Origin of the sequence: Kaistella montana (assembly GCF_024436175.1) — a bacterium.
Classification (GTDB): Bacteria; Bacteroidota; Bacteroidia; order Flavobacteriales; family Weeksellaceae; genus Kaistella; species Kaistella montana.
Window position 1 is genome coordinate 82,080 of the sequence record NZ_JANFQP010000001.1, and the last position, 26,306, is coordinate 108,385.

23 protein-coding genes are annotated in these 26,306 nt (G+C 36.6%); 14 read left to right on the forward strand and 9 right to left on the reverse strand.

Features of this window, described 5'->3' with window-relative positions; genetic code table 11:
* Positions 1-392 precede the first annotated feature (392 nt).
* From NOV28_RS00420 to NOV28_RS00435, 4 genes are all read left to right on the forward strand, one after another.
* Positions 393-2,117 (forward strand): ABC transporter ATP-binding protein, encoded by a 1,725-nt coding sequence (locus NOV28_RS00420; RefSeq protein WP_255928658.1) that lies wholly within the window; start codon positions 393-395, stop codon positions 2,115-2,117.
* 33 nt (positions 2,118-2,150) lie between these two features.
* Positions 2,151-2,726 (forward strand): hypothetical protein, encoded by a 576-nt coding sequence (locus tag NOV28_RS00425; RefSeq protein ID WP_255926425.1) that lies wholly within the window; start codon positions 2,151-2,153, stop codon positions 2,724-2,726.
* A 7-nt stretch (positions 2,727-2,733) separates the two neighbouring features.
* Positions 2,734-3,378, forward strand: coding sequence for an HD domain-containing protein (locus tag NOV28_RS00430; protein WP_255926427.1), 645 nt, complete (start codon positions 2,734-2,736; stop codon positions 3,376-3,378).
* Between the two features lie 149 nt (positions 3,379-3,527).
* Positions 3,528-4,058 carry a hypothetical protein gene (locus tag NOV28_RS00435; protein WP_255926429.1) on the forward strand — a complete coding sequence of 177 codons (531 nt, stop codon included), beginning with the start codon at positions 3,528-3,530 and terminating at the stop codon, positions 4,056-4,058.
* A gap of 45 nt (positions 4,059-4,103) precedes the next feature.
* Here NOV28_RS00435 and NOV28_RS00440 read toward each other — a convergent pair whose 3' ends face one another.
* From NOV28_RS00440 to NOV28_RS00455, 4 genes are all read right to left on the reverse strand, one after another.
* Positions 4,104-5,297, reverse strand: coding sequence for an efflux RND transporter periplasmic adaptor subunit (locus NOV28_RS00440; RefSeq protein WP_255926431.1), 1,194 nt, complete (start codon positions 5,295-5,297; stop codon positions 4,104-4,106).
* 85 nt (positions 5,298-5,382) lie between these two features.
* The gene (locus NOV28_RS00445; protein WP_255926433.1) at positions 5,383-6,651 is read right to left on the reverse strand and encodes an ABC transporter permease; all 1,269 of its coding nucleotides are present in this window, start codon (positions 6,649-6,651) and stop codon (positions 5,383-5,385) included.
* 64 nt (positions 6,652-6,715) lie between these two features.
* Entirely contained in the window at positions 6,716-7,945 is a 1,230-nt protein-coding gene (locus NOV28_RS00450; RefSeq protein ID WP_255926435.1) for an ABC transporter permease, read from the reverse strand.
* Positions 7,946-7,972: 27 nt separating this feature from the next.
* Positions 7,973-8,665 (reverse strand): ABC transporter ATP-binding protein, encoded by a 693-nt coding sequence (locus NOV28_RS00455; RefSeq protein WP_255926437.1) that lies wholly within the window; start codon positions 8,663-8,665, stop codon positions 7,973-7,975.
* A 423-nt stretch (positions 8,666-9,088) separates the two neighbouring features.
* Between NOV28_RS00455 and NOV28_RS00460 the strand changes: the two genes are divergently transcribed.
* Entirely contained in the window at positions 9,089-10,063 is a 975-nt protein-coding gene (locus NOV28_RS00460) for a ribonucleotide-diphosphate reductase subunit beta (RefSeq protein WP_255926439.1), read from the forward strand.
* A gap of 49 nt (positions 10,064-10,112) precedes the next feature.
* Positions 10,113-11,768: a ribonucleoside-diphosphate reductase subunit alpha gene (locus tag NOV28_RS00465; protein WP_255926441.1), complete on the forward strand. Its 1,656-nt coding sequence runs from the start codon at positions 10,113-10,115 to the stop codon at positions 11,766-11,768.
* 68 nt (positions 11,769-11,836) lie between these two features.
* On the opposite strand, the gene NOV28_RS00470 is transcribed toward NOV28_RS00465, so the two are convergent.
* Both NOV28_RS00470 and NOV28_RS00475 read right to left on the reverse strand, forming a co-directional pair.
* The gene (locus NOV28_RS00470; RefSeq protein ID WP_255926443.1) at positions 11,837-12,721 is read right to left on the reverse strand and encodes a DUF72 domain-containing protein; all 885 of its coding nucleotides are present in this window, start codon (positions 12,719-12,721) and stop codon (positions 11,837-11,839) included.
* Positions 12,722-12,871: 150 nt separating this feature from the next.
* Positions 12,872-13,168 carry a hypothetical protein gene (locus NOV28_RS00475; RefSeq protein ID WP_255926445.1) on the reverse strand — a complete coding sequence of 99 codons (297 nt, stop codon included), beginning with the start codon at positions 13,166-13,168 and terminating at the stop codon, positions 12,872-12,874.
* Between the two features lie 119 nt (positions 13,169-13,287).
* Between NOV28_RS00475 and NOV28_RS00480 the strand changes: the two genes are divergently transcribed.
* Together NOV28_RS00480 and lipA are read left to right on the forward strand one after the other, a co-directional pair.
* On the forward strand, positions 13,288-13,845 hold the full coding sequence (locus NOV28_RS00480) for an RNA polymerase sigma factor (protein WP_255926447.1): 558 nt from the start codon (positions 13,288-13,290) through the stop codon (positions 13,843-13,845).
* Positions 13,846-13,896: 51 nt separating this feature from the next.
* Positions 13,897-14,763: a lipoyl synthase gene (gene lipA / locus NOV28_RS00485; RefSeq protein WP_255926449.1), complete on the forward strand. Its 867-nt coding sequence runs from the start codon at positions 13,897-13,899 to the stop codon at positions 14,761-14,763.
* Between the two features lie 76 nt (positions 14,764-14,839).
* Here the strand turns inward: lipA and NOV28_RS00490 are convergent, their stop codons facing one another.
* Positions 14,840-15,319, reverse strand: a complete 480-nt coding sequence (locus tag NOV28_RS00490; RefSeq protein WP_255926451.1) for a Dps family protein — start codon at positions 15,317-15,319, stop codon at positions 14,840-14,842.
* A 222-nt stretch (positions 15,320-15,541) separates the two neighbouring features.
* On the opposite strand from NOV28_RS00490, the gene NOV28_RS00495 reads away from it, so the two are divergent.
* The 6 genes from NOV28_RS00495 (at position 15,542) to NOV28_RS00520 (ending at position 24,178) form a co-directional block, all read left to right on the forward strand.
* Positions 15,542-16,747, forward strand: coding sequence for an NAD(P)/FAD-dependent oxidoreductase (locus NOV28_RS00495; RefSeq protein WP_255926453.1), 1,206 nt, complete (start codon positions 15,542-15,544; stop codon positions 16,745-16,747).
* A gap of 93 nt (positions 16,748-16,840) precedes the next feature.
* Positions 16,841-18,094 carry a CinA family nicotinamide mononucleotide deamidase-related protein gene (locus NOV28_RS00500; RefSeq protein ID WP_255926455.1) on the forward strand — a complete coding sequence of 418 codons (1,254 nt, stop codon included), beginning with the start codon at positions 16,841-16,843 and terminating at the stop codon, positions 18,092-18,094.
* Between the two features lie 71 nt (positions 18,095-18,165).
* Positions 18,166-18,828, forward strand: coding sequence for a head GIN domain-containing protein (locus tag NOV28_RS00505; protein WP_255926457.1), 663 nt, complete (start codon positions 18,166-18,168; stop codon positions 18,826-18,828).
* A gap of 94 nt (positions 18,829-18,922) precedes the next feature.
* Entirely contained in the window at positions 18,923-21,010 is a 2,088-nt protein-coding gene (locus NOV28_RS00510) for a M13 family metallopeptidase (protein WP_255926459.1), read from the forward strand.
* Between the two features lie 149 nt (positions 21,011-21,159).
* Positions 21,160-23,244 carry a M13 family metallopeptidase gene (locus NOV28_RS00515; protein ID WP_255926461.1) on the forward strand — a complete coding sequence of 695 codons (2,085 nt, stop codon included), beginning with the start codon at positions 21,160-21,162 and terminating at the stop codon, positions 23,242-23,244.
* Positions 23,245-23,350: 106 nt separating this feature from the next.
* Complete coding sequence (locus NOV28_RS00520; RefSeq protein WP_255926463.1) at positions 23,351-24,178, forward strand: TerC family protein; 828 nt, start codon at positions 23,351-23,353, stop codon at positions 24,176-24,178.
* Positions 24,179-24,214: 36 nt separating this feature from the next.
* On the opposite strand, the gene NOV28_RS00525 is transcribed toward NOV28_RS00520, so the two are convergent.
* Positions 24,215-25,036, reverse strand: a complete 822-nt coding sequence (locus NOV28_RS00525; RefSeq protein ID WP_255926465.1) for a flavin reductase family protein — start codon at positions 25,034-25,036, stop codon at positions 24,215-24,217.
* 21 nt (positions 25,037-25,057) lie between these two features.
* Positions 25,058-26,305: a fumarylacetoacetase gene (gene fahA, locus NOV28_RS00530; protein ID WP_255926467.1), complete on the reverse strand. Its 1,248-nt coding sequence runs from the start codon at positions 26,303-26,305 to the stop codon at positions 25,058-25,060.
* Position 26,306: the final 1 nt, after the last annotated feature.

Here is a 26,306-nt window from a genome sequence, read left to right on the forward strand (position 1 = left end):
GATTTTGTAAACGAAAACTTCGACGGAGCAGAAAATCTTCGGGTAATGTATGGTTTCGAAGACATCAGTTTTGCGTCGCTTTCCAATTCGGAAATTGAATATATTTTCAATGAAATCGTAGATAAAAACGCCAATAATTCTTTTTTGTTTCAGAAGAAAGAAATCTCTGAAAACTATAAAAAAGATGAAGCTGAAGCCGTTGCAAAAGCGCTCAGCAAACCTGAACTTCATTATCTAACAACATTTTCTTACGAAGGGTAGCATAAAAAAGCATACTTTTTGTAAATGAAATATTTACAGATATTGACATTATGGCCAAACCTTTCAACCGAACTATTACCCTTTACAACATTTATCAGCAACTGATTCCTTTCATTAAACCTTATCGTTTGATGATTTACGGAACGCTTTTCCTCACATTTTTAGGAGCTTTGATGGCTCAGGTGAATCCGTTGGTTCTAAAATATACCGTGGATGAGGTCACTGAGCTTACTAAACAATCCGATCCGATGCAGGAGGGAGTCCACGTGCTGGTGGTGATTTCGGCAATTTTATTGGGAAAGGAATTGTTGAATATTTTCATTCAGTTTGGACAGAAATTTTATGGCGAAAAAATAAGAATCAACACCAGCAGCGTTTTGGCGCAATCGGTAATCGACAAAATTTTGTTGTATCGAGTTGCTTATTTTAATGATGAAAACCACGAATCCGGGAAATTGCAAATTCGTATTGATCGGGGAATTGAAAGTCTTACGAAATTAGTTCAGAATTTTTTCATTGATATTTTGCCGTTGTTTTCAAATGCAATTATTGCGCTGATTATCATGTATATGCAGAATATTTATGTGGGAATTGTTTCGACCATTGTGGTTCCAATTTATTTTTATGTAAGTGCTTTGCAAGCAAAAAAACTCACCGGAGTTCGGCGGACACTCAGAAATCAGCGAGAACAGAAAACTTCTGGACTTTTAAACCTGATCAACTCAATTATGGTGATTAAAAGTTTCGTTCGTGAAAAATTCGAAGGAGAAAAACAATTTGACCTCCAAATGCAATTGATGGAAAGTCAGTTGTTTACGCGCAGAACCAATTTTATTTATGATGGTTTAAAAACTTTTATCGAACAATTTGGGGTGGTTTTGATCATTTTGCTAACCGTTTATTTGGTGCTCGATCAGCAAATGACCATCGGTGCAATTATGCTTCATATTCTTTTGTTTAATAATGTTTCTGCGCCCATTCGGCAATTGCACAGGATTTATGATGACATGAATGATGCGATGATTTATGCAGAAGGCTATTTTGATATTCTCAATGCTGATGCGGAAAACGAACCGAACGGAAGTTTTGTAAAAGAAAAAATCAAAGGAAGATTTGAACTGAAAAACGTTGATTTTTCTTATCCAAACGGAACGAAAGCACTAAATAATGTTTCGATGTTGATCGAAGAAGGAAAAACCACTGCTTTGGTGGGATTGAGTGGCGCCGGAAAATCTACTGTAATCAATTTACTTTGCAAATTTTATCTTCCGAATTCTGGCGAAATCACGCTAGATGACGTGAATTTGAACGAATACAACAACACTTTTCTCCGAGATGATATTGGATTGGTTTTACAAAAAAATCACATTTTCCAAGGAAGTATCGAAGACAATATCCGCTACGGAGACATGAACGCGACGTTCGAAGAAATCGAAATTGCAGCTAAAAAAGCTTATCTTCATGATCAAATTCTCGACCTTCCGGAAAAATATCAGCATGATGCGACACAGCTTTCCGGTGGACAACAACAGAGAATTGCCATCGCCAGATTATTCTTGAAAAATCCGCCCATTATTTTCCTTGATGAGCCTACAGCAAGTCTCGACGCAATTGCGACCGAACAAATAAAGAATTCTCTCGATGCTATCAAAGAAGGCAGAACGGTGGTGATTATTTCGCACTCGCTTTCTCAGATTTTAGATTCGGATCGAATTTATGTGATGAGAAAAGGGGAAGTCGTAGAAAGCGGAACCCATGATGAATTAATCAGTTTCAATGGGACTTACCGCGAAATTTTCGATGCTTCCGCAAGAAGTTTAAATCTTGATAAATTGGTGAGTTCTTACCGAAGTTAGGTTGAATTTTGTAATCTTCAAATAAAATTTAAAATGAAAAAAATATTTCTCGTTGCTGTTTCAACTTTCGCGCTCGTTTCTTGTAATAAAATCGAAGAAACCGTGAACGAAACTGTGACCATTGCTAAAGAAAAAGCACAACAGAAAGCCCAGGAAACTATTCAGGAAACGGTAAACACGCAACTGAGCAAGTTGGTGAATGCACAAACGGTTGAGTTTGATAGCGTATTTCCGAATCAACAAAACTTGGCTTTGGAACAGTTTAATGGAAAAAAATTAGCATTCCCAAATGGTTCGCCTTTTTATGTTTTTAAATTTAAAACTAGCGAAAAAGATTTGCTGTTAAAAACTTTGGTTGAACAAACGACAACCGATGAATCGAAGTCGGAAAAGCAATTTCAAAAAGTAGATGGTTCTTCTATTATTGAAAAAATTGGTTATTTAGAGAAATTTATTCCGGCGAGTACGATAGATACTAGTTTCCTTGAGGATATAAAAAACGACAAAAACATCGAATTTTATAAAATAAAACGTTTCCCAAACGTGAGTACGGTGATTTATAACCCGAAAACGCAAATGGTTTATCAGTTTGTAGAAGTGAAAAAATAATAGGAAAATGACGGAAACAATTCAAAAAACGATCGTATTTGTAAAACAAAAATTGGAAGGCGCGGAAGCCGGACACGATTGGTTTCATATCGAAAGAGTGTGGAAACTTTCCCAAAAAATTGCTGCTGAGGAAGGCGGAAATAGGGAAGTGGTGGAACTTGCGGCGTTGTTGCACGATATTGCTGATCCAAAATTTCATGATGGTGATGAAACTTTGGCATTGAAAATTTCTGAAGAATTGATGAATTCGCTGAATGTTTCGGAAGAAGTGATAGCTCAGGTTTTGTTTATCATTAAAAATATTTCTTTCAAAAACCGAGGGGAAAGCCCTGAAAATCCGCCGATTGAATTGAAGATTGTACAAGATGCGGATCGACTCGACGCAATTGGAGCGATTGGAATTGCGAGAACTTTCAATTTCGGAGGATTTAAAAATAATTTGATGTATCATCCGGAAATTTCTCCAAAACTGAACATGTCGAAAGAAGAATACAAGAAAAATGAAGGAACAACCATCAATCATTTTTATGAAAAATTGCTGCTTTTGAAAGATTTAATGAATACCGATTCTGCAAAAAAAATTGCTGCCGAAAGACACGATTTCATGCTGAAATTCCTTGACGAATTCTACAAAGAATGGAACGTTAATTAAAAAAATAAAAGTCCCTAAAATAAGTTTCTGTAGGAAAATCCATTTTATCCAGAATCAACACTTCCTAAATTTCTTTATCTTTACGCATGTTTTATTTGTTTTTCTTACTGTTTATAGCGCTTTGTCTGGCTTTGATCTTCCCTTTTTTTGTGAGTGAAAGGTTTCGCGTTGCTGCAAAATTGTTCAGGATTTTAGTAGTTGCGGTGGTGATAGGTGTTTTCACGTACTTTTTTGTAAACAAAAGTTTAAACCATTTCCGCAAAGATTCGCTCACTGTACAGTTGATTAATACTCTGCCTTTTCCGTTAGATTTTTATATTGTTCAGGTTAATAATTCTAATGCGAGCGAAAGATTCGAAACGCTGCATCTGGGAAATATCCGCAACAATTATTACCGAATCGAATATTTGGACATGAAAAACTCGGATGAATTTTGGGTGGTAGGTTACATGGGAAAGAAAAATTTAGTGTATTTCTCGCAGCATGCTGTTCCTAATAAAAACGAAGATCAAATTTTAGAAATAAGAAATTACATCATTCAAAGTCAAAAACTCTCAGAAAGGGCGCAATCTATGGTGGAAGATTTGAAATTAGAGAATGTAAAAGCTGCAATTTGGTTCACGTTGGATCTGTTGCTGCTTTTTCTGAATATCGCACTTTTACTAAAGAAACCAAAATAAAAAAGCCCGGAAATACCGGGCTTTTGTTATGTTTCGCTGTGTAAGTTAGTTTTTCTTTTCTTTAAGAGCTTCTTTGTCTTTATCGGAAGGGTTCCAAACTTTCACTTCAGCATCTTTGTTGATTCCGGAGAGGATTTGAACATTAATTCCATCGCTTGCACCTAATTTCACTTTTACTTTTTTGAATTTTCCGTCGGGTTGTTTCACTTCTACAAACGGACTGTCTTTGCCATTCACCTTTTCGTATTGAATTAAAGATTCATCCAAAAGCAAAGCATTTTTCTGAGAACTGAGGATGATTTCGCCATTGGCAGAAAATCCGGCTCTGATGTATTCATTCGTTTTATTGAACACATCGCCTTCAATTGGGAATTTTATAGTTCCGTTTTCATCTTTTCCTTTAGGTGCGATCATCGTCACTCTTCCGGGGAAGGTTTTGTTTTGTAGGGCACCAATTACCACATTCATTTCCATACCTTCTTTCAGTTTTCCAGCTTGTGCTTCATCGATGGTTCCTTGGAAAATCAGGGAATTTAAGTCAGCGATGGAACAAATCGTAGTTCCTGCGTTAAATGAGTTGGCTTCAATCACTTGGCTACCTACCTTTACGGGAACTTCCAAAACGGTTCCTGTGGCTTTCGAACGGATTTGTGTAGTCGCTAAACTAGCAAGTTCAGGAGTAGCACCAGTTCTGGCGATTTGCAGGTTTTTCTGCGCGGTTTGCAGTTGTTGCACAGCGTTTTTTAATGTCTGTTGGGTTGATTGCAATTGTTGTTGCGCGGTGATGAATTCTTGTTTAGAAATCACGCCTTGATTATACAAACTTTGTTGCATAGCAAATTGTTTTTGCTGATTTTGGACATTCATTCTCGCGTTGCTAATCTGTAAATTTGCATTGTTGATTTCTTGCTGAGCCGCATTTACATTCTGTACACTTGGAACAATTCTAATCGTTGCAACCAATTGTCCAGCGGTAACGTGATCGCCTTCATCAACCAATATTTTATCGATAATTCCAGACATATTTGGTTTAATTTCGATTTCCTCGCGAGGTACGATATCTCCTGTAGCCATCACTTTGTCATCCATATTTTGAACTACCGGTTTTTTGGTGAGGAAGGTTTCGCTTTCCTTGCTGTTGGAGGAAATTAAATAGCTAATACCCGAAATTAGGGCGACTGCAAGAATCAATCCCAGAAAGATATAAATTGCTTTTTTTAAAGTGAATTTCTTTTTCATGTGAATAGTTTATTTCTTTTTTAATATTTTTTAATGGCAAATGACTCAAATAAGATTACTCGCCGTTTTTTGATTTTTTTCAAAATTATTCGCTTCGCAAAGCTTCAATTGGGCGAATTCTCACAGCCCTTTGTGCGGGAATCATCCCAATGATTAATCCCAAAATTACCATCACGGCCATCGCTCCGAATACTTCACCATAATTCACCGTGGGATTATAGAAAGGAAATTCGTCTTGATTCTTGGTTAAAATATTCAGGATCATGAGCAAGAAAATCCCGAAAATAAATCCTAACAAACCTGAAGAAAGTGTTATCACCACGCTTTCTAGCAAAATTTGGTTTCTTACTTCAGCGGGTTTCGCGCCCAAAGCTCGTCGGATCCCGATTTCCTTAGTTCTTTCTTTTACGGTGATTAATAAAATGTTTGAAATCGCGATTACACCGGCTAAAATCGTTAAAGTTCCCACAACGATGGTCAAAAGCTGCATTCCGGTTAGGAATCCTGTGAGCTTTCCGAATTCTTTCCCCAGGTTGAAACTTCCGAAAGCATTTGTATCGTCTGGGGAAACATTATATTTTTTTTTCAGCTCAGTTTTTACGCTTTCTTCTACGGTGTTCAGGTCGGCTTCGGGTTTACTTACGATTGCGAAAAATCCTACTTTGTCTCCATCATTATACATTTTGGTAAAAGTTGAAAGGGGAATAAATGCAGATTGATCGTTCTCCATTCCACCGCCTTTTTTTACTCGGAAAACACCGATGACATTGAAGAAAATTCCTTTTACGTTTACTGATTTTCCTATTGGATTTTCGTTCTTTTTGGCATCGAAAAAGTTTTTGTAAATCTCTTCACCAATAACGATGACGTTTTTATTTGCGGAAATATCGGCATCGTTGAGATATCTTCCGTAGATTAATTTTTTCTGAGAAATTTTATTTCCGATTGGGTAATCACCGGTTAAAGTGTAGGTTGCTTTTTTTCCGTTTCTCGAAAAGCTTTCGCCGGGAGAACCGAAATTTCCTCTGGCGTTTTGAGGCGAAATATAGTCGATTTGTGGAATTTTCTTGGGAAGCATTTCCATATCGCTCAAGTGCAAATTCATTTTTCTTCCTTTTGGGAAACCATCATAAGGAATGGTGGTATTTTGCGCCCAAAGAAAAATGGAATTGGTAGCAAACCCGGAAAAAATTTTGTCGAAACCATTTTCCATTCCTTTTGCAGCTCCCAAAAGCGCAACAAAGAGAAACATTCCCCAACCAACTCCAATCATGGTAAGGAAGGTACGCAGCTTATTATTCCGAAGAGAATGATAAATTTCTTGCCAAGTATCTATTTTGAAAATGATATTCATTATCGTTAGTTTTTATTTCACCGTCCAATTTATATTGCTAATAAATTTTTAAGGAAAGTTTTGTTTATTCTGATCTTAATGCTTCAATAGGTTTAATCTTACTTGCTCTGTAGGCGGGAACAAATCCAGCAATCAAACCGGAAATCACCAGACTTACAAAAGCTGCAATAATTAATCCCCAACCAACCGATGGGTCTTTGATGAAATATTTTTCTAAGCTGTCGCCAATTAACATTAATGATAAAACTCCCAATCCCACTCCTATAATTCCTGAAACTACGGTTATCACTACACTTTCTTGCATTATCAATCCAACGATTGAGCTTGGTTTTGCACCGATGGCTTTTCGTACGCCGATTTCTTGGGTTCTTTCTTTCACGATATACACCATGATGTTGCTGATTCCGATGATTCCGGCAAGCAATGTTCCCATTCCTATGAAACCTACAATCAAGGTGATAATGAACAAAAACTGTATGGTTTCGCCCATATTTTTGGCATTATTTCTTACAACAATTGCATTTTCATCATCTGGCGAAACTTTGTTTTTTGCTTTAAGTTCTTTCTGAATATTTTCACCATATTTTATGGCTGCTTCTGGTGAAAGTTTGGAATCATAAGTGATGAAAATGTTACTCACCGTATCTGAACCTTTTTTCATTTGCTGCAAAGTGGTGATGGGAACGGTAATCATCCTTTCATCCCAGTCGCCACCATCATCAGAAAAAACACCGACTACTTTGAAAAAACTTCCGTTGATATCTAAATCTTTTCCAATTGGGCTTCCGTTTTTTATTAAATCCCGCTGTACCATTCTCCCGATTACGGCAACATTTTGCTTGCGCTCCATGTCCATATTGTTCAGGTATCTACCTTCAGTGAGTTTTCGGTTTTCAATGATTTTTTCTTCCGGATTGGCGCCGCTTATTTGATAACTTCCGCTTTCTTTGCCGTATTTCACAGTCATATTGGTTGAATATCTTGCGGTAGAATTTTCTAATTTTGAGGGATCAGATTCTTTTACTTGTTCGTAATCATCATTTTTTAAAATGATTTTTCGATCCGATTGTAATCCGCCATAAGCGATGGAAGTTTTTCCTGTGAAAATGGTAATTAAATTGGCAGCATCGCGCGTAAATCCCTCTGTAAACGCATTTTTAAGGCCGGTTCCGATTCCGAATAGGACAATGAATATGAAAAGACCCAGCGCTACTGTAAAGCCAGATAACACCGTTCGCAATACATTACTACGAATGGATTCAAAAATTTCTCGCCAACGATCCAGATCAAACATATATTTTTTATTTAACGCTTTTATTTTTTAAGCTAAGATTCTTTGGGCAATGAATTCGTCACTTTGGATGAGACCATCTTTTAAGATAACATTTCTTTTGGTTTCGGCTGCTACATCAGGTTCGTGGGTTACGATGATGATGGTTTTTCCTTCTTCATTAATTTCTTGTAGAAGCTTCATAATATCATAAGTCGTTTTGGAATCCAATGCACCTGTTGGCTCATCAGCAAGAATCACTTTTGGGTTGGTAATTAATGCTCTTGCGATAGCTACCCGTTGTTTTTGTCCACCAGAAAGCTCGTTCGGAAGGTGACTTGCCCATTCTGCTAAACCTACTTTTTCCAAATATTCTAATGCTTTTTGATTGCGTTCTTTTCGTGCTACATTTTGGTAGTAAAGCGGAAGAGCAACGTTTTCTAAAGCTGTTTTGTAACCAATAAGGTTGAACGATTGAAAGATGAAACCAAGAAACTGACTTCGGTATTCCGCTGCTTTGATTTCGGAAAGATCTTCGATTGGAATTCCGTCGAGTTCATAAATTCCTGAATCTTTTTCATCCAAAATTCCGATGATGTTGAGAAGTGTAGATTTCCCAGAGCCGGAACTTCCCATAATAGAAACGAACTCGCCTTCATTGATTGTGAGGTTTATTCCCTTGAGGACGTGGAGTTTACTCTTTCCCGTGTCGTATGATTTATGCAAGTCTTTTATTACTAACATGGAGTAGTGGAATTTAATTTAAATATAAGTAGGAAAATGTATTTGTTTGTTACATACTGCTTTTTTCTTTTTTCAAATAAGATTGTTTAGTTTTTTTAGCCTGGTTTTATTGGTCTATTGTGGTGGTGTTTAATTATTATTCGCTGGAAAGAGGGTGTTTTTAAATAAGACTCGGCGAAATTCAGTAACAATGCAAGGTCTGTGTCATTGTGGAAAACTTTTAGGGCTTAAAGTCAGAGTTTTAATATTTAGACCTTTCAAGATCAGCTTCAATTTTCTATTTTTGTGAGCCACAGTACCAAAACTCGGGAAAATAATTGGGGATTATTTTATGATTTAAAATAATGATAACCAGAAGGTTATAGAAATAAAATATTTTTCCACAATAATCACAGCATTAATTTTTTAAATATACTTTAAGATATGGGAATTTTCGACAAAAGAGTAAGCTATAAACCGTTTGAGTATCCGGAGGTTCTGCAATTCGTAGAAGCCATTAATAAATCTTTTTGGGTGCATTCGGAGGTCGATTTCACCGCTGATGTACAAGATTTTCAGTCGCAACTGGAACCGCACGAAAAAAATGCCATCAAAAATGCACTTTTAGCCATTGCACAAATTGAAGTTTCTGTGAAAACATTTTGGGGCAATCTTTACAGCCATCTCCCGAAACCAGAATTGAATGGTTTAGGATCTACTTTTGCCGAATGTGAGTTCCGTCATTCTGAAGCCTATTCGCGCCTTTTGGAAGTCTTGGGTTACAATGATTCTTTTAATCAGGTGGTTGAAATTCCCGCTATAAAAAAGAGAATTGATTTTCTTTCAAACGTACTTAAACACGCCAATTCTACCACTCCGAAAGAATATGTTTCGTCATTATTGCTTTTCAGTATTTTAATTGAAAACGTTTCCCTTTTCTCGCAATTTGCCATCATACTTTCATTTACCAGATTCAAAGGATACATGAAAAACGTATCCAATATTATCGCTTGGACGTCTGTGGATGAGCAAATTCATGCTAATGCAGGAATTTATTTGATTAATAAAATCCGTGAAGAACAACCGGAACTTTTAACCGATTCCGATATTGAAGATATTTATACTTTGGTAGATCATTCCATTGATGTAGAAGAAGAAATTCTTGATTGGATTTTTGAGTTGGGAGAAATTGATAATTTCACCAAAAATGATTTGTTGAATTTTATGAAATACCGTGTTGATGATAGTTTAAAGAAAATCAACATGAAAAACCGATACAATATTTCACCGGAGCAATACCGTCCGATGATTTGGTTTGAAGAAGAAGTATTCGCCAATTCAATGGACGATTTCTTCGCTAAAAGACCGGTAGATTATACCAAACACGACAAAAGTATCACAGAAAACGATTTGTTTTAACTAAAAAATACATTGTACTTTTTTACATCGTACATCGAAAATATAAATTATGGAAGAGAATACAAACATCTGGTGGCTGAATGAAGAATCTGAGCAAATGCTGAACCGCGGTTACCTTCTGAAAGGTGAAACCGTAAAAGGTGCCATCGAAAGAATCACCACAGCAGCTGCTAAAAGATTATACAAACCCGAACTACAACCTGCTTTTGAAGAAATGATCACCAAAGGATGGATCAGTTTTTCATCGCCGGTTTGGGCTAATATGGGAACGCAAAGAGGACTGCCGATTTCTTGTTTTAATGTTCATGTTCCCGATAATATCGAAGGAATTACGCATAAACTGGGCGAAGTAATCATGCAAACCAAAATCGGTGGCGGAACTTCCGGTTATTTCGGCGAACTCAGAAATCGTGGAACTGCCGTTACAGATAATGGTAAATCTTCTGGAGCGGTTTCTTTTATGAAGCTCTATGATACTGCAATGGACGTGGTTTCGCAAGGTGGTGTTCGTCGTGGAGCTTTCGCAGCGTATCTGGATATTGACCACGGTGATATCGAAGAATTTTTATCGATAAAAGATATCGGAAGCCCGATTCAGAACCTTTTTACAGGAATTTGTGTTCCGGATTATTGGATGCAAGATATGATCGATGGCGATATGGACAAGCGTAAAATTTGGGCGCGTGTTCTCGAAAGCCGTCAGCAAAAAGGATTGCCATATATTTTGTTTACCGATAACGTGAACAGAAATAAACCACAAGTTTATAAAGACCTCGGATTGCCGATTAATGCAAGTAATTTGTGTTCGGAAATTATGTTGCCTTCATCCAAAGATGAAAGTTTTATTTGCTGTTTATCTTCGATGAATCTTGAATTATATGATGAATGGAAAGATACCAATGCTGTAAAATTGGCCATTTATTTCTTAGATGCAGTTTTGTCTGAATTCATTGAAAAAACTGAAGGGAATTATTACTTAACCGGAGCGAGAAATTTCGCAATGCGCCACAGAGCACTTGGTTTAGGCGTTTTAGGATACCATTCTTACCTTCAAAAAAATATGATTCCGTTTGAAAGTTTCGAGGCGACTCAGTTTAATGCAAGAGCTTTCAGACAAATTAAAGAACAATCTTTGCAAGCTTCTCAGGAATTGGCAAATATCTACGGCGAACCGGAAATTTTAAAAGGTTATGGAATGCGAAATACCACCACAATGGCAATTGCTCCAACCACTTCAAGTTCCGCTATTTTAGGACAAACTTCACCGGGAATTGAGCCTTTTGCATCGAATTATTACAAAGCTGGTTTGGCGAAAGGAAATTTCATGCGTAAAAATAAATATCTCGCAAAGTTGCTTCAGGAAAAAGGTCTCGACAACGAAGAAACTTGGAGAACAATCATGTTGAACCACGGTTCTGTACAGCATTTGGAAGAGCTTACAGATGAGGAAAAAGCTGTTTTCAAAACTTTCAGAGAAATTTCTCCGATGGAAATTATTTCCCAAGCTGCACAAAGACAGCAATATATTGATCAAGCGCAATCTTTGAACTTGCAAATTCCATCGACAATGCCTGTGAAAGACGTGAATTATCTTTACATAGAAGCATGGAAAAAAGGTGTAAAAACCTTGTATTATCAAAGAAGTTCATCGGTTTCGAAAGAATTAATGGTCAACTTTGTGACTTGCTCTTCTTGCGAAGCTTAAATTAAAATACATAAAACCAAAAAAGCCACAGATTTTTTCTGCGGCTTTTTTTATGGGATTAAATGGTCTTAAAATTTCGTTTTCACATCTGCCATTTCCGGAATATGAATAGAAGTTCCGAATTCTTTATTCAAATTTTCAATAAAATACGCTGACAAAAGCGGAGAAGCCTTTTCGATATTTTGGTGAACGAAAAAATACAGTTTTTCCAAGCCTTCTTCTTTCCAAGTTTTGATGTGTTCCAACCAATCGTCGAGTCGCGTGTAATCACTTTCTGCATTAGCGCCAACATATCGAATAAACGCCACCGGAGTCGTCAATCTCATGTGAAGCATATCTCTTCTTCCTGCCGTATCTACAATGATATTGGTGATATAATATTTCTCGAAAAGATCACAGATTTTGTTTAAAATTTCCTCATCAGAAAACCATTCCGCGTTTCGAAGTTCCACCGCAAGCGGAATTTCTTGTGGCCAATCTTGGATAAATTTTTCTAATCTCTCGTAATCTTTCGGCTTGAAATTATCGTGAAGCTGAAGAAAAACCATTCCTAATTTTTCATCAAAATTTAAAACTACAGTCGCAAATTGTGTTACTACATCATTGATATTCAGCAATCTACGAAAGTGCGAAACTGTATTGGTGATTTTTGGGAAAAATTTAAAATCAGCCGGCGTTTTTTCTTTCCAGGTTTGTACCTGATCGGGACTCGGCATGCCGTAAAACGTCGCATTCAGTTCAATTGAATTAAATTGAGTTGCATAATATGTCAATTCATCCTTAGTTCCTTTTGGGTAAAATCCTTTCAGATCGGTTTTGTTCCATTTCGCGCAACCAACAGATATTTCAAGTTTTTTTGATGAACTTTTTTGTAAAATTTGAGAAGTTCTGGGATGATCTTTTGGTAAAGAAAAATCTACAGATGACGGGTCTTCAACTTGTCCGAATTTCATAATTTCAAGGGTAAAATATTGGGATAAATTTACTGAAATTTTAAATGATGAAGACCAATTTCAATGATTTTAAAACAAAATAGAAAGAAAAAGCTCACGCTTCCAGAAAGTTTTTCCGGTGGCGTGAGCATTTTTTTTAGGTAAATGAAATTAAGCTAAAAACTCAATTTCTTTATCTGTGAATTTATTTTTTTCAACCAATTGATTGATGGTTTTCAGCATTTTTTTACGAAGTTTTGCGATTTTTCTCACGTTTTTGTCTTCGCTGTAATCGAAAATATTGTCTTCAAAAGAGAAAGTATCGCCTTTTTTGAAAGAGATATTATTTTTTTTCATTTCCTTTAGAAGCATCATGTTGGTCATTGTTTCCAGAGAAACATATTCGGAAATTGCAAGTTCTTTTAGTAAAATCAGCAGCTGTTTTTTATATTTTTTTTTCGCTTTCATAGTAAACATTTATAGCGTTGCAAGATACGGAATTTCGCTGAGAATCTCTGTGTTTCAAACCAATTCGCTCGTTTTTTTCTGTACTCAAAGGCGTAAAATTTATTATCTTTGTCATTCTGATGGATAAAAACGAACTTTTATCGCTGATTACTCTTGCGAAAAATAAAAACCAAAAATCGCAAACCAAACTCATCAACTATTTTTGGGTGGATGTTTTCAGCTTTGTGATGAAAAAAGTTCAGGACGAGAATGTAGCGGACGAAATTACTGTTTCCGTTTTCTCTAAAGTTTTAGCAAAATTAGATCTTTACGATCCCAATTTTCAGTTCAAAACATGGATTCTGACCATTGCACAAAATACAGTAATCGATTATTGGCGAAAGAAAAGCCGTGAAAACGAAGATTCTACAGATAATTTTGATGATTTTAAAAACCAGTTTGCGCGTTCGCCGGAGGAACTTCTGATTTCAGAAGAAGATCAAAAACAGATTTTAACCATTATCGAAAGTCTGGATTTTAACTATCAGGAAATCATTAAATTAAGATTTTTCGAAGAAAAAAGTATCAAAGAAATTGCCGATGAACTCGGATTGACCATCGCAAATACGAAAGTGAGAATCATGCGCGCCAAAAAAGTGCTCTCGGAATTATTGAAAAACAAAGAGTTTGAGGATTGATGAAACCAATTTCTTAATTCGTAAATTTGTGTTTTATTTTTAAAGAAAAAGATGAACGAAACCACAATAGAAAACCCAAACCAAAAACCCAAATGGATTCGCGTAAAACTTCCAACCGGGAAAAACTATCGCGAACTCCGTAGTTTGGTGGATAAATATAAACTCAACACCATTTGCCAAAGCGGAAGTTGTCCAAATATGGGTGAATGTTGGGGCGAAGGAACCGCTACTTTCATGATTTTAGGGAATATTTGCACCAGAAGTTGTGGATTTTGTGGCGTGAAAACCGGAAAACCTTTAGATGTAAATTGGGATGAACCGGAAAAAGTAGCCCGATCCATCAAATTGATGAAAATTAAACATGCCGTTCTCACATCTGTTGATCGTGATGATTTGAAAGATATGGGCTCGATTCTTTGGGCAGAAACAGTGAATGCAGTCCGAAGAATTTCTCCCGGAACCACGATGGAAACTTTAATTCCTGATTTCCAAGGAATCACAAAACATATCGATCGATTGGTTGATGTCGCTCCGGAAGTGATTTCCCACAACATGGAAACGGTGAAACGATTGACGCGCGAAGTGAGAATTCAAGCTAAATACGAAAGAAGTCTTGAGGTTTTGCGTTACTTGAAAGAAGCAGGACAAAACCGTACCAAAACCGGATTAATGCTTGGTTTGGGCGAAGAAAGAGATGAAGTTTTCCAAACAATTGAAGACATCAGAAATGCAAATGTAGATGTGATTACGATTGGGCAATACCTTCAACCGACCAAAAAACATTTACCGGTGAAGAAATTTATTACTCCTGAAGAATTCAATGAATTTGGCGATTTTGCGAGAAATCTCGGTTTCCGTCATGTGGAAAGTTCGCCGTTGGTGAGAAGTTCTTATCACGCGGAAAAACACATTCACTAAGATTTTTTTCTAAATATTTAATAAAAAATAACCCGGCTCAAAAAACTTGAACCGGGTTATTTTATGCTCGGAAATATTATTTTCCTTTGAAATATTTTCTCAATTTCCAAGCCATTTTTTCATGTTCTTGCATTAGGCCTGTCAAGAAGTCAGAAGTTCCTTTGTCGCCGTATTTTTCTTCGGTATCGTCCACATGTTTTCTCAGCGATTTTACGATTGTTTCATGATCGGCAACCAATTCCTTAATCATTTCCTGATTGGTCGGAATTTTTCCTGGATTTTCAATCAAAAGCGATAATTCTGCAAACTCAGAAGTCGTTCCAATTGCAACACCACCCAAAGTGCTAATTCTCTCCGCAACTTCGTCAATAGCTTCTGCTACGGCATCATATTGTTCTTCAAATAATTTGTGCAACTCCATGAAATTATCACCGGAAAGATTCCAATGGAATTTTCGTAATTTAATGTAAAGCACATTTCCATCGGCCAAAACATGGTTCAAAAGATCATTTACGGAAGTCAAATTTTTGTCTGTAATTCCTAAGTCTGGTTTCATAATAATATATTTTTTAGTGTTATTGAATGAGATTGAATTTGAAATGCATCAAGAAAAGAAAGAAGTGATGCACTTGTCTAATCTAAACAATTTTCAAACCATTGAAGGAATTGTCATAGGACTTTTGTGTTAAATTTTTATTAAATCTATCTAAACGAATTTTTAGATAGAAATTAAATAATTGGGGCTTGTTTTTTGATTGATATGAAAAAAATAAACTCAATGGATCTGAAATCAAATGAACCTTTTTGGTTAGTGAAAAATGGAATTTTAAATTCTTATCCTTCTTTGAAATCTAATGAAAATTGTGATGTATTAATCGTCGGAGGTGGAATAACTGGAAGTTTGATGGCGCACCAAATGATTGCGGATGGATATAAAACCATCCTCATCGATCGTCGTGAAATAGCCAACGGAAGTACTTCTGCAACGACTTCGATGTTACAGTATGAAATTGACATTCCGCTTTACAAATTATCGGAAATGATTGGCAAAGAAGGCGCTGCGAAAAGCTATCAAGCGTGTTCAGAATCAATCGATATATTGGAGAATCTTTCGAAAAAAATCAAATCTAAAGCAGGTTTTCAAAGGAAAAAATCATTGTATTTTGCCTCAAAAAAGAAAGATGTTTCTTGGTTGAAAAAGGAATTCGAAACTAGGCTTTCCGCTGGTTTTAAAGTGAAATGGATTAAATCTGATGAAATTCAAAAAAAATACGGACTGAAAAATACTTTTGGCGGCATTTTATCAGATCAAGGCGCGAGCATCGATGCATTTGTCTTTGCGCATGAACTTTTGGCTTTTAACCTTAAAAAAGGTCTCAAAGTTTACGATAAAACTGAATTAAAATCGGTAAAATATCATTCTGGATTTAGTGAAGTGATTCTTAATAATAACGTGAAAATTAAAACTAAAAAAATAGTTTATTGTAACGGATACGAAAGCAAAAATTTAATTAAAGAAAATTTCGTACAATTGAAAAGCACTTTTGCAGCAGTTTCGGAAATCGATTTGGAAAACATCAAAAATTTGAGTAAAACTCTCTTCTGGAACACCGATGAACCCTATCTTTATATGAGAACAACCGATGATGGAAGATTGTTGATTGGTGGTGGAGATGAAGATTTTCAAGATCCCGAAAAACGCGACAAAATGATTGGGAAAAAGGAAAAAGAAATACTAAAAACCCTGAAAAAATTACTTCCCGAATATCAATTTTATACCGATTTTACTTGGGCAGGAACTTTCGGTGAAACCAAAGACGGACTTCCGTATATCGGAAAACATGAAAAATTTAAGAACTCCTATTTTGTATTGGGTTTTGGCGGCAACGGAATTACTTTTTCCGTAACTGGAATGGCAATGGTTTCCGCTTTTATGAAGAATAAAAAACATCCGCTCACTGAATTTTTTAGGTTTGGGAGATAATCATTTCAATTGCAATGTAAAGCAGAAATTAATTCTTGGTTGATGAGGTTGAATTCCTTCCAAATTTACTAAATTTACACCTCAAACCTTTATATGGAAGCAGTTCTCATCACCATCGGCGACGAAATTTTGTCTGGAAATACGGTCGATACCAATTCAACTTACATCGCAGCTCAACTTAAAAATATCGGAATTCCTGTACGACAGATTTTTACAATTTCAGATGATGTTGAAACCATTAAAACTACTTTGAAATCTGCTTTTGAAATCGGGAATCTTGTTATTACAACCGGCGGTTTGGGGCCAACCAGAGACGATAAAACCAAAATGGCTTTTGCAGATTTTTTTGAGGATGAATTGAAATTGGATGAAGAAACTTTCGAACATCTTCGGAAATTGATGGTAAAAAGAAAGCGCGAACATTTGTTGGAAATTAATAAAAACCAAGCGGTTATTCTTTCGAAAGCATTTATTTTTCAAAATGAAAATGGTACTGCTCCTTGTCAAATGATCGAAGAAAATGGCAAAATAGCGATCTGTCTTCCAGGTGTTCCTTACGAGGTAAAACCTTTGATTCAAAACAAAATTATTCCGTATCTGAAAGAACAATTTTCTTTAAATTTTATCGCTACACGAATCATTTCTGTAGTCAATTTTCCTGAAAGTTTGCTCGCGCTTACGATTGAAAATTGGGAATTGGAGCTTCCTGAAAATATTACTTTGTCGTATTTACCAATCGGAAATCGAGTGAAATTGAGATTGACTGGAGTCGGAGATGATTTGAAAGTAGTTGAAAATCAATTAGATGATGAAATTGAAAAACTTCGGCCAATTATTGAAGAAAAAGTGATTTCGTGGAACGGAAATGAAATTCAAGAAATTTTAAAAGAAATTTTAATCGAAAAAAAACTCACTATTTCAACGGCCGAAAGTTGCACCGGTGGTGAACTTGCACGATTGATTACTTCGGTTTCCGGAAGTTCAAAATATTTTCAAGGCGGAATAATTCCGTATGATTATCATCAAAAAATAAAAATTCTTGGCGTTTCAGCTGAAACAATTTCAGCGAAAACGGTAGTTTCTCAAGAAGTTGCTGAAGAAATGAGTTTGGGTTGCCAAAAATTGTTCGGAACCGATATTTCGTTGTCTACAACGGGCGTTTCTGGACCCAATTCGGACAAGTTTAATAATGAAATTGGTGTTATTTTTTATTCGATTCGGGTGGGGGATTTTGAGCAATCCAATCGACTTTTTCTTCCTCATTTAGAGCGAAATGATTTTGCGAATTTTGTTTCTCAGCGAATTTTGCAGGATTTAGTCGAGATTTTGGTGAAAGAAAATAGCTGATTATTTTAAAGGTTAAGAAGAAATAAAACAATAGAGAAAACGTTTACTTAAAAGAAAAAATCAATATCATTATGAAGAAAGTATTAGGAAGTTTTTTGATTCTGGCATTTCAGTTATCATTTGCGCAATCGGTTAGAAATGTGGGTTCATTTACCTCATTGAAGGTTTATAATAAGCTCAATGTAACACTTATTGAATCCAACGAAAACAAAGTAGAAACCGAATCGGAAGATGCAGATGTAGAAACCATTAACAAAAATGGCGAACTGAAAATAAAATTATCGCCGGCAAAAATTCTTCAAGGCGGACAAATTTCGGTGAAAGTTTATTATCAAAAACTCAATGATATTCAGGCAAGCCAAGGTTCAACGATTACTTCGTCTGACGAAATGGGAACCAACATGCTATCGCTTGTTTCCAACGAAGGTTCGAAAATCGATTTGAATGTGGATGCTGAAAAATTAAATGTAAAAACCAATTCGGCAGGTGAAGTGAGAATTTTTGGAAAAGCCGATAATCAGGATGTTGTAGTGAATTCCGGAGGAAAATATTACGGGCAAGATGCAAAGTCGAAAAACACAAGTGTAACCGCAAACGCAGGTGGTTTTGCTGAAGTAAATGTAAAAGATTCGGTGAAAGCAATAACCAGAGCAGGCGGAATTATCGATATTTATGGAGATCCAGACGATAGAAAAGTGAAAAACGTCATCGGCGGAAAAATTAATTTCAAATAAAAATCACAACCATTCTTTTTCAAGAGTGGTTTTTTATTGATAATTGTAACATTTGAAAATTCTTTAAGACTAAACAAGAAATAATATTTCATCAATGAAAAAAATCAACATAACTGTGCTTGCTTTTGCAGGAATCATCGCATTGAATTCTTGTACCGCAAAAACCTCAGTAGCTGCAACTCCTGAAACCCCAATTCCGCCTATGGAAACTGTGAAAGAAACTCCTGAAAAAGGTTTGGATCTCAGCACCATGGATAAATCGGTTCGTCCGCAAGATGATTTCTATAATTTCGTGAACGGAACTTGGATGAAAACCGCTGTAATTCCTTCGGATAAATCAACTTGGGGAAGCTTCAACAAATTGGCTGAAGACACCGATAATAATTCCATGACCATCTTGAATTCGCTTCTGACAGAGAAATTTGCAGAAGGAAGTGAAGGAAAAAAAATCCAGGATTTGTATGGAACTTATATGAATATGGATAAGCGAAATGCTGATGGAATCAGCCCGATAAAAGCGGATTTATCGAAAATTGATGGAATAAAATCGGTTTCTGATCTTCAAAATTATTTGATCGAAGCTACCAAAAATGGCGAAAATCCTTTCTACGCATGGGGAATTGATGCGGATTTGAAAGATTCTAAGATGAACGCCGTCTATCTAGGAAATGCCAGTTTGGGAATGGGCCGCGATTATTATCAAAAAGAAAATCCTAAAAACACCGAAGCTTTGGCAGAATATACCAAATATGTGGCTTCAATGTTGGATGTTTTAGGTTATAAAAATTCAGCTACAACTGCGCAGAATATCGTGAAATTCGAGAAAAGTATCGCGAAAACTTATCTTACCAACGAGCAAATTCGTGATGCAACTTTGCAATACAATCCGAAAACGATGACCGAACTTTCGGCTTTGGTGAAGAACGTAAACCTTCCGAAATATCTTGCTGAAGTTGGTGTGAAAACCGATAAAGTAATTGTAGGTGAATTGAATTATTACAAAAATTTAGATCAATTCATCAACCAAAAAAATCTTCCTTTGATTAAGGATTATATGAAATTTCACTTGCTTTCCGGCAGCGCATCTTATCTTTCGAAAAGTTTAGATGAGCAGAAATTCAACTTTTATGGAAAATATTTGAGAGGTCAACAAGAGCAAAGAGCGCAAAACAAGCGAGGTTTCGAATTGATCAATGGAGTTTTGGGCGAAGCTTTCGGAAAATTATATGTTGAAAAATATTTCCCGGCTGAAGCGAAATCTCAAATGGTGGAATTGATCGGTTATCTTAAGAAAAGTTTCTCTGAACACATCACCAATTTAGCGTGGATGTCGCCGGTAACGAAGGAAAAAGCATTGAAAAAACTCAATACTTTCACCGTGAAAGTCGCTTATCCTGATAAATGGAAAGATTATTCGAAACTTCAATTTCAATCGGCTGAAAATGGCGGAACTTTATATAAAAACCTTCAGAATTATACCGCTTGGCAATATCAAAAAGATTTAGACAAAATCGGAAAACCAGTTGATAAAACAGAATGGGGAATGTCGCCGCAAACTGTAAACGCTTACTACAACCCTTTGAACAACGAAATCGTTTTCCCGGCGGCTATTTTGCAACCTCCCTTCTTCAATCCTGAAGCGGATGCAGCGATTAATTTTGGTGGAATTGGCGCTGTGATTGGTCACGAAATGACTCACGGTTTTGATGATTCCGGAGCGCAATTTGATGCTGATGGAAATCTTGTCGATTGGTGGACAGCTGAAGATAAAGCCAACTTCGAAAAAGCTACAAAATCCCTCGCAGCGCAATACGATACCTACGAACCTGTGAAAGGGACTCACGTAAACGGAACTTTTACCAATGGTGAAAACATTGCGGATTTGGGTGGAGTGAATATTTCTTACGACGCTTTACAAATGTATTTGAAAGACCACGGAAATCCTGGAAACATCAGTGGTTACACCCAAGATCAGCGTTTCTTCATGAGTTGGGCAACCGTTTGGAGAACTTTGCAAAAAGAAGCAGCATTGATCAACCAAATTAAAACCAACGAACACGCACCGGGACTTTATCGAGCGTTCGGACCTTTGGTGAATACCGACGCTTTCTATAAAGCTTTTGATGTGAAAGAAGGCGATAAACATTACAAAAAACCAGAAGAAAGAATTAAAATCTGGTAAAAATACCCAAAACTTAGTTTGTAAATCACTTTGAGAATTCTCAAGGTGATTTTTTTTGTTAGATTGCCATTTTATTCATAATTTTAGACAAAAGGTAACAAATTGCTTTATTCTTCGACTATTTATTAATCAATTCTAAATTCTATCCAATGAAAAAAATTTCAATAAGCATTCTTGCGTTTTCGGGAGTTGTATTCCTCAATTCGTGTACGGCAAACAAGGTTACTCAAACCGAAACAACTGAAACAGCAGTGCAAAATACACCAGCAACTGTTAAAGAAGAAGGCCTTAATCTTTCGTATATGGACACTTCGGTGCGTCCGCAAGACGATTTCTTCAATTATGTGAACGGAAACTGGATCAAAACTGCAGAAATTCCTTCAGATAAATCGAGTTGGGGAAGTTTTAATGCACTTCGTGAAGACGTGGATGTTGCTTCTTTGGAGATTTTAAATAAAATTTTATCTGATAATTTTACTCAAGGTTCTGAAGGTCAAAAAATTCAGGCGCTTTACGGATCTTTCATGGATTGGGATAAAAGAAATGCCGATGGAATCAACCCAATCAAAGCAGATTTGGCTAAGATTGATCAAATTAAAACGATTGCAGAATTGCAAAAATATTTAATTGATGCCACCAAAACCGGCGACAATCCTTTTTACGCATGGAGAGTAGGAGCCGATATGAAAAACTCAAACATGAATGCGGTGTATTTTGGCGGTCCAAGTTTAGGATTGGGAAGAGATTATTACCAAAAAGAAAATGAAGCCAACACGAAAACTTTGAATGAGTATAAAAATTATGTTGCTCAACTTTTCACCGTTTTAGGTGATTCAAAAGCAGATCAAACTGCGCAAAGAGTGGTTGCTTTCGAAAAACGTCTTGCAGCTGATCTTTTAACCAACGAGCAAAACCGCGACGCAAACTTGCGATATAACCCGAAAACGGTAGCTGAACTTCCAGGATTGGTGAAGAATATCGACCTTAAAGGATATCTTTCTTCAGCCGGAGTGAAAACCGACAAAGTAATCGTAAGCGAATTGAAATATTACCAAAATATGGATTCGTGGATGAATGCGCGAACATTGCCGTTGATTAAAGACTACATGAAAGCCCGAATGATTGCTGGAAATGCAACAGCTCTCGATAAAAAATTGGATGATATCAATTTCAATTTCTACTCCAAATACCTTCAAGGCCAAAAAGAACAACGCTCTATGGACAAAAGAGCTTTGGGCGTGGTGAACGGTACTTTGGGTGAAGCTTTTGGTAAATTATATGTAGAAAAATATTTCCCCGCAGGTGCAAAACAGCAAATGGAAACTTACATCGATTATCTGAAAAAATCATTCAAACAACATATCGATAACCTCGATTGGATGTCGGATGCGACGAAAGTGAAAGCTCAGGAAAAACTCTCGAAATTTAGTGTGAAAATTGCTTATCCAGATACTTGGAAAGATTATTCTAAACTTCAGCTCACCGCTCCAAAAGATGGCGGAACTTACTACGGAAATCTCATGAAAGTAAGTGAATGGCAGTACGCGAAAAGTTTGGATAAAGTAGGAAAACCAGTGGATAAAACCGAATGGGGAATGTCGCCTCAAACAGTAAACGCTTATTACAGTGGATCCAACAACGAAATCGTTTTCCCTGCCGCTATTTTGCAACCGCCATTTTTCAACTTCAAAGCTGATCCAGCGGTAAATTTCGGTGGAATTGGCGCAGTAATCGGGCACGAAATTTCACATGGTTTCGATGATTCCGGTTCGCGATTTGACGGTGATGGAAACCTCAACAACTGGTGGACGGAAGCTGACAGAAAAAATTTCGATGCAAAAGTGGGAGAATTGGCCGCTCAATACGATAAATATGAGCCGGTAAAAGGCAGTTTTGTGAACGGAAAATTCACCAGCGGCGAAAATATTGGTGATTTAGGTGGAGTAGCAGTGGCTTACACCGCGTTGCAAATGTATTTGAAAGATCATGGAAATCCAGGTTTAATCAGTGGTTTCAATCAAGATCAACGATTTTTCATGAGTTGGGCAACGGTTTGGCGTACCAAATCTACCGAACAATATATGACCAATCAAGTGAAAACCGATCCGCATTCGCCGGGATATTTCAGAAGTTTCGGACCGCTTGTTAACCAAGATGCCTTCTATAAAGCATTTGACGTAAAACCAGGTGATAAACTCTATAAAGCTCCAGAAGAAAGAATTAAGATCTGGTAATCACAAAAAATCACTCAATTATTTGGGTGATTTTTTTTTGAAACAAGTAAAAATTTTTATTCAATACTGTATTTAATTGCTATTTTTGTTGAAATTTATATAATCAATGGAATTCCTTTCTGTAATAGATTTACCCAATTTTGCAGATCCGCAAATCTGGATCAGTTTGCTTACACTTACCTTCTTAGAAATCGTTTTGGGAGTAGACAATATTATTTTTATATCAATAATTTCAGACAAATTGCCGAAAGAAAAACAGCGTTTTGCCAGAAATCTCGGTTTGGCATTTGCGATGATTTTCCGTGTAGCACTTTTGTTAATGATCAACTGGATTATCGGTTTAAAAGAAGCTGTCATCACATTACCGTGGTTCAATGAGCCCGGTTCGGAATTGCCACTTTCTCTCAGTTGGAAAGATATCATTCTTCTTGCCGGAGGTATTTTCCTTATCGGAAAAAGTACTTTTGAAATTCACGGAAAAATGCAAGGGCACGATGATGCACCAAAACCAAAATCCGGCGCTTCCGCACTGATGGCGATGGTGGTTTTTCAAATAATCCTGATCGATATGGTATTCTCTCTGGATTCTATTCTTACTGCTATTGGATTGGTTGATAGTGTTTTATTGATGATTATTGCGGTAATTGTTTCTATCGGAATTATGATGGCTTTTGCGGGACCAATTTCTGCAATTATCAATAAATATCCGAGTTTACAGATGTTGGCGCTTTCTTTCTTAGTGGTAATCGGTGTGATGTTGGTTGCGGAAGGAATTCATCAGCATGTAAGTAAAAATATCATCTATTCATGTCTTGCATTTAGCTTAGCGGTAGAAATGCTCAACATTAAATTCCGGAACAATCAGAAGAAGAAATACCTGAAACTGAACCCGGATTTAAACAAAGATTTAAGTCTAAAAGAAGAAAACGAGTAATAAAAAAAGAGTGAATTTGTTCACTCTTTTTTTTGTTTACAATATCAAGGTTTCCCAAGCTTTTTCAATGTTGTTTTGCTGAAGCAATTGTTGAGCTTCTTGATGCAGATTTTCATTATCGGTACAATTTCCTTCTGGCAATTGTTCGATGTTGGCAAGCATTCCCAAATCGTTTCCCGTGAAAATTTTGCTATATTTGATTTCGTTCGGCAATAAATCAAAACCGATTCCTTTGGTTACCAATGGTTTCGGAACTTCAAACAAATTGCTTTCATTGTTTCTGGCGTACCAATTTCCTCCTAATCTCGCCACCAAATCGAGTTTTATCTGGTCTAAACTCCCTTCACCATTCAAGTATTTTTCGTGAATATGAATTTTAATGATTTCGCAAATTACTAAATTTCCGGCTCCGCCTTCAGTACCTAATTGTTTTATTTCTAATACTCTACATTCGAAATTTACAGGGCATTCTTCAATAAGTTTTGGTCGGATTAATTCTGCATCTTTCATTGTAAGACCGGATTTCACAAACTCGTTGACGCTTTTTCCGTACTCTGTAGAAGCAAGTGAAATTTGTTGTACAATTGGATGATTCACAATCCCAATCACGACTTCCGGAACTTCCAAGACATTTTCTAAAGTATGTTTCGTGGTATTGTCACGTACTCTTCGCGCCGGAGAAAAAATCACCACTGGCGGATTAGAACTGAAAAGATTAAAAAAACTGAATGGGCTTAAATTCACATTTCCTTCTGCGTCGATAGTAGATGCAAGTGCAATTGGTCGTGGTGCAATTGCCGTCTGTAAAAGGGTTTGCAATTGAAGATTATTTAATTCTTTTGGTGAAATTGTTTTCATGATGAAATTAAATTGAAAGAATTATTTAGCAGGCAATATTTTCCCTGAAACTTCACCAAAACCTACACGAATTCCATCTTTTTCGGCAAAGCCTCGCATGATAATCGTGTCGTTGTCTTCGATAAATTTTCTTTCTTGCCCGTTGTTTAATTGGATTGGATTTTGCCCTCTCCACGTGACTTCAAGCATGGAACCGAAAGAATTTGGATCTTCTCCCGAAATTGTTCCGGATGCATAAAGATCTCCCACTTCCACATTGCAACCATTTATTGTATGATGAGCCAATTGCTGCAACATATTCCAGTACATGAATTTGTAATTGCTTTGCGTGATGAGGTTTTCCGTACCATTTTCGGGTTGCAAATAAACTTCAAGATTGATGTCGTAATTTTGTTCTCCTGAGAATTTTAAATAATCCAAAACTTCCGGCTCCTGCTGCGGAGATGAAGTTCTGAACGGGTTCAAAGCTTCCATGGTCACCACCCAGGGTGAAATGGAACTTCCGAAATTTTTCCCTAAAAAAGGTCCAAGCGGAACATATTCCCAACTTTGAATATCTCGCGCCGACCAGTCGTTGAAAAGCACCATTCCGAAAATGGCATTTTCAGCTTCCGAAGTGGAAATACTTTCGCCCATTTCGGTATGTCTATTCACCACAAAAGCCATTTCCAGTTCGAAATCGAGCTGTTTTGATGGCCCGAAAATCGGTTTTTCGGAATCCGCAGGTTTCGTTTGACCTTTCGGACGAATAATTTCGGTTCCGGAAACCACGATGGACGAAGCGCGACCGTGATATCCTACCGGAAGATGTTTCCAGTTCGGAAGCAGGGCGTTTGCTGGATCACGAAACATTTTTCCTATATTAGTCGCATGTTCGATGCTGCTGTAGAAATCGGTATAATTCGGAATGTGAAGTGGCATCATCATTCTCACTTTATCTAAACTGAAAAAACATTCTTCTAAAGTTCTTTCATCATTGTCAATTTTAGAATCCTCCAAAAGAAGTTCTTGGATTTTAAGCCTTACCGCATTGGTAACTGGTTTCCCAAGTTCGATAAATTCATTTAAAGTATATGCTTCAAAAACATTTTCATTGAGACCTTCGATTTCATCAAAAAATCCGTAGTCGTAAAGCGTTGCCAAATCGATCACAATATCGCCAATTCTCGTACAGCAAGCGATATATTCATTATTGAAAGCCGCAACTCCGAACGGTATATTGTGGATTGAAAAATCTGAGTTTTGTTCGTAATTTACAAAAGACTTCATT

What these genes read in the sequence shown, in the direction of transcription:
- NOV28_RS00420 (WP_255928658.1), top strand. Translation starts at nt 393, where the DNA reads ATGATTTACGGAACGCTTTTCCTCACATTTTTAGGAGCTTTGATGGCT.
- NOV28_RS00425 (WP_255926425.1), top strand. Translation starts at nt 2,151, where the DNA reads ATGAAAAAAATATTTCTCGTTGCTGTTTCAACTTTCGCGCTCGTTTCT.
- NOV28_RS00430 (WP_255926427.1), top strand. Translation starts at nt 2,734, where the DNA reads ATGACGGAAACAATTCAAAAAACGATCGTATTTGTAAAACAAAAATTG.
- NOV28_RS00440 (WP_255926431.1), bottom strand. Translation starts at nt 5,297, where the DNA reads ATGAAAAAGAAATTCACTTTAAAAAAAGCAATTTATATCTTTCTGGGA.
- NOV28_RS00445 (WP_255926433.1), bottom strand. Translation starts at nt 6,651, where the DNA reads ATGAATATCATTTTCAAAATAGATACTTGGCAAGAAATTTATCATTCT.
- NOV28_RS00450 (WP_255926435.1), bottom strand. Translation starts at nt 7,945, where the DNA reads ATGTTTGATCTGGATCGTTGGCGAGAAATTTTTGAATCCATTCGTAGT.
- NOV28_RS00455 (WP_255926437.1), bottom strand. Translation starts at nt 8,665, where the DNA reads ATGTTAGTAATAAAAGACTTGCATAAATCATACGACACGGGAAAGAGT.
- NOV28_RS00460 (WP_255926439.1), top strand. Translation starts at nt 9,089, where the DNA reads ATGGGAATTTTCGACAAAAGAGTAAGCTATAAACCGTTTGAGTATCCG.
- NOV28_RS00465 (WP_255926441.1), top strand. Translation starts at nt 10,113, where the DNA reads ATGGAAGAGAATACAAACATCTGGTGGCTGAATGAAGAATCTGAGCAA.
- NOV28_RS00470 (WP_255926443.1), bottom strand. Translation starts at nt 12,721, where the DNA reads ATGAAATTCGGACAAGTTGAAGACCCGTCATCTGTAGATTTTTCTTTA.
- NOV28_RS00475 (WP_255926445.1), bottom strand. Translation starts at nt 13,168, where the DNA reads ATGAAAGCGAAAAAAAAATATAAAAAACAGCTGCTGATTTTACTAAAA.
- NOV28_RS00480 (WP_255926447.1), top strand. Translation starts at nt 13,288, where the DNA reads ATGGATAAAAACGAACTTTTATCGCTGATTACTCTTGCGAAAAATAAA.
- lipA (WP_255926449.1), top strand. Translation starts at nt 13,897, where the DNA reads ATGAACGAAACCACAATAGAAAACCCAAACCAAAAACCCAAATGGATT.
- NOV28_RS00490 (WP_255926451.1), bottom strand. Translation starts at nt 15,319, where the DNA reads ATGAAACCAGACTTAGGAATTACAGACAAAAATTTGACTTCCGTAAAT.
- NOV28_RS00495 (WP_255926453.1), top strand. Translation starts at nt 15,542, where the DNA reads ATGGATCTGAAATCAAATGAACCTTTTTGGTTAGTGAAAAATGGAATT.
- NOV28_RS00500 (WP_255926455.1), top strand. Translation starts at nt 16,841, where the DNA reads ATGGAAGCAGTTCTCATCACCATCGGCGACGAAATTTTGTCTGGAAAT.
- NOV28_RS00505 (WP_255926457.1), top strand. Translation starts at nt 18,166, where the DNA reads ATGAAGAAAGTATTAGGAAGTTTTTTGATTCTGGCATTTCAGTTATCA.
- NOV28_RS00510 (WP_255926459.1), top strand. Translation starts at nt 18,923, where the DNA reads ATGAAAAAAATCAACATAACTGTGCTTGCTTTTGCAGGAATCATCGCA.
- NOV28_RS00515 (WP_255926461.1), top strand. Translation starts at nt 21,160, where the DNA reads ATGAAAAAAATTTCAATAAGCATTCTTGCGTTTTCGGGAGTTGTATTC.
- NOV28_RS00520 (WP_255926463.1), top strand. Translation starts at nt 23,351, where the DNA reads ATGGAATTCCTTTCTGTAATAGATTTACCCAATTTTGCAGATCCGCAA.
- NOV28_RS00525 (WP_255926465.1), bottom strand. Translation starts at nt 25,036, where the DNA reads ATGAAAACAATTTCACCAAAAGAATTAAATAATCTTCAATTGCAAACC.
- fahA (WP_255926467.1), bottom strand. Translation starts at nt 26,305, where the DNA reads ATGAAGTCTTTTGTAAATTACGAACAAAACTCAGATTTTTCAATCCAC.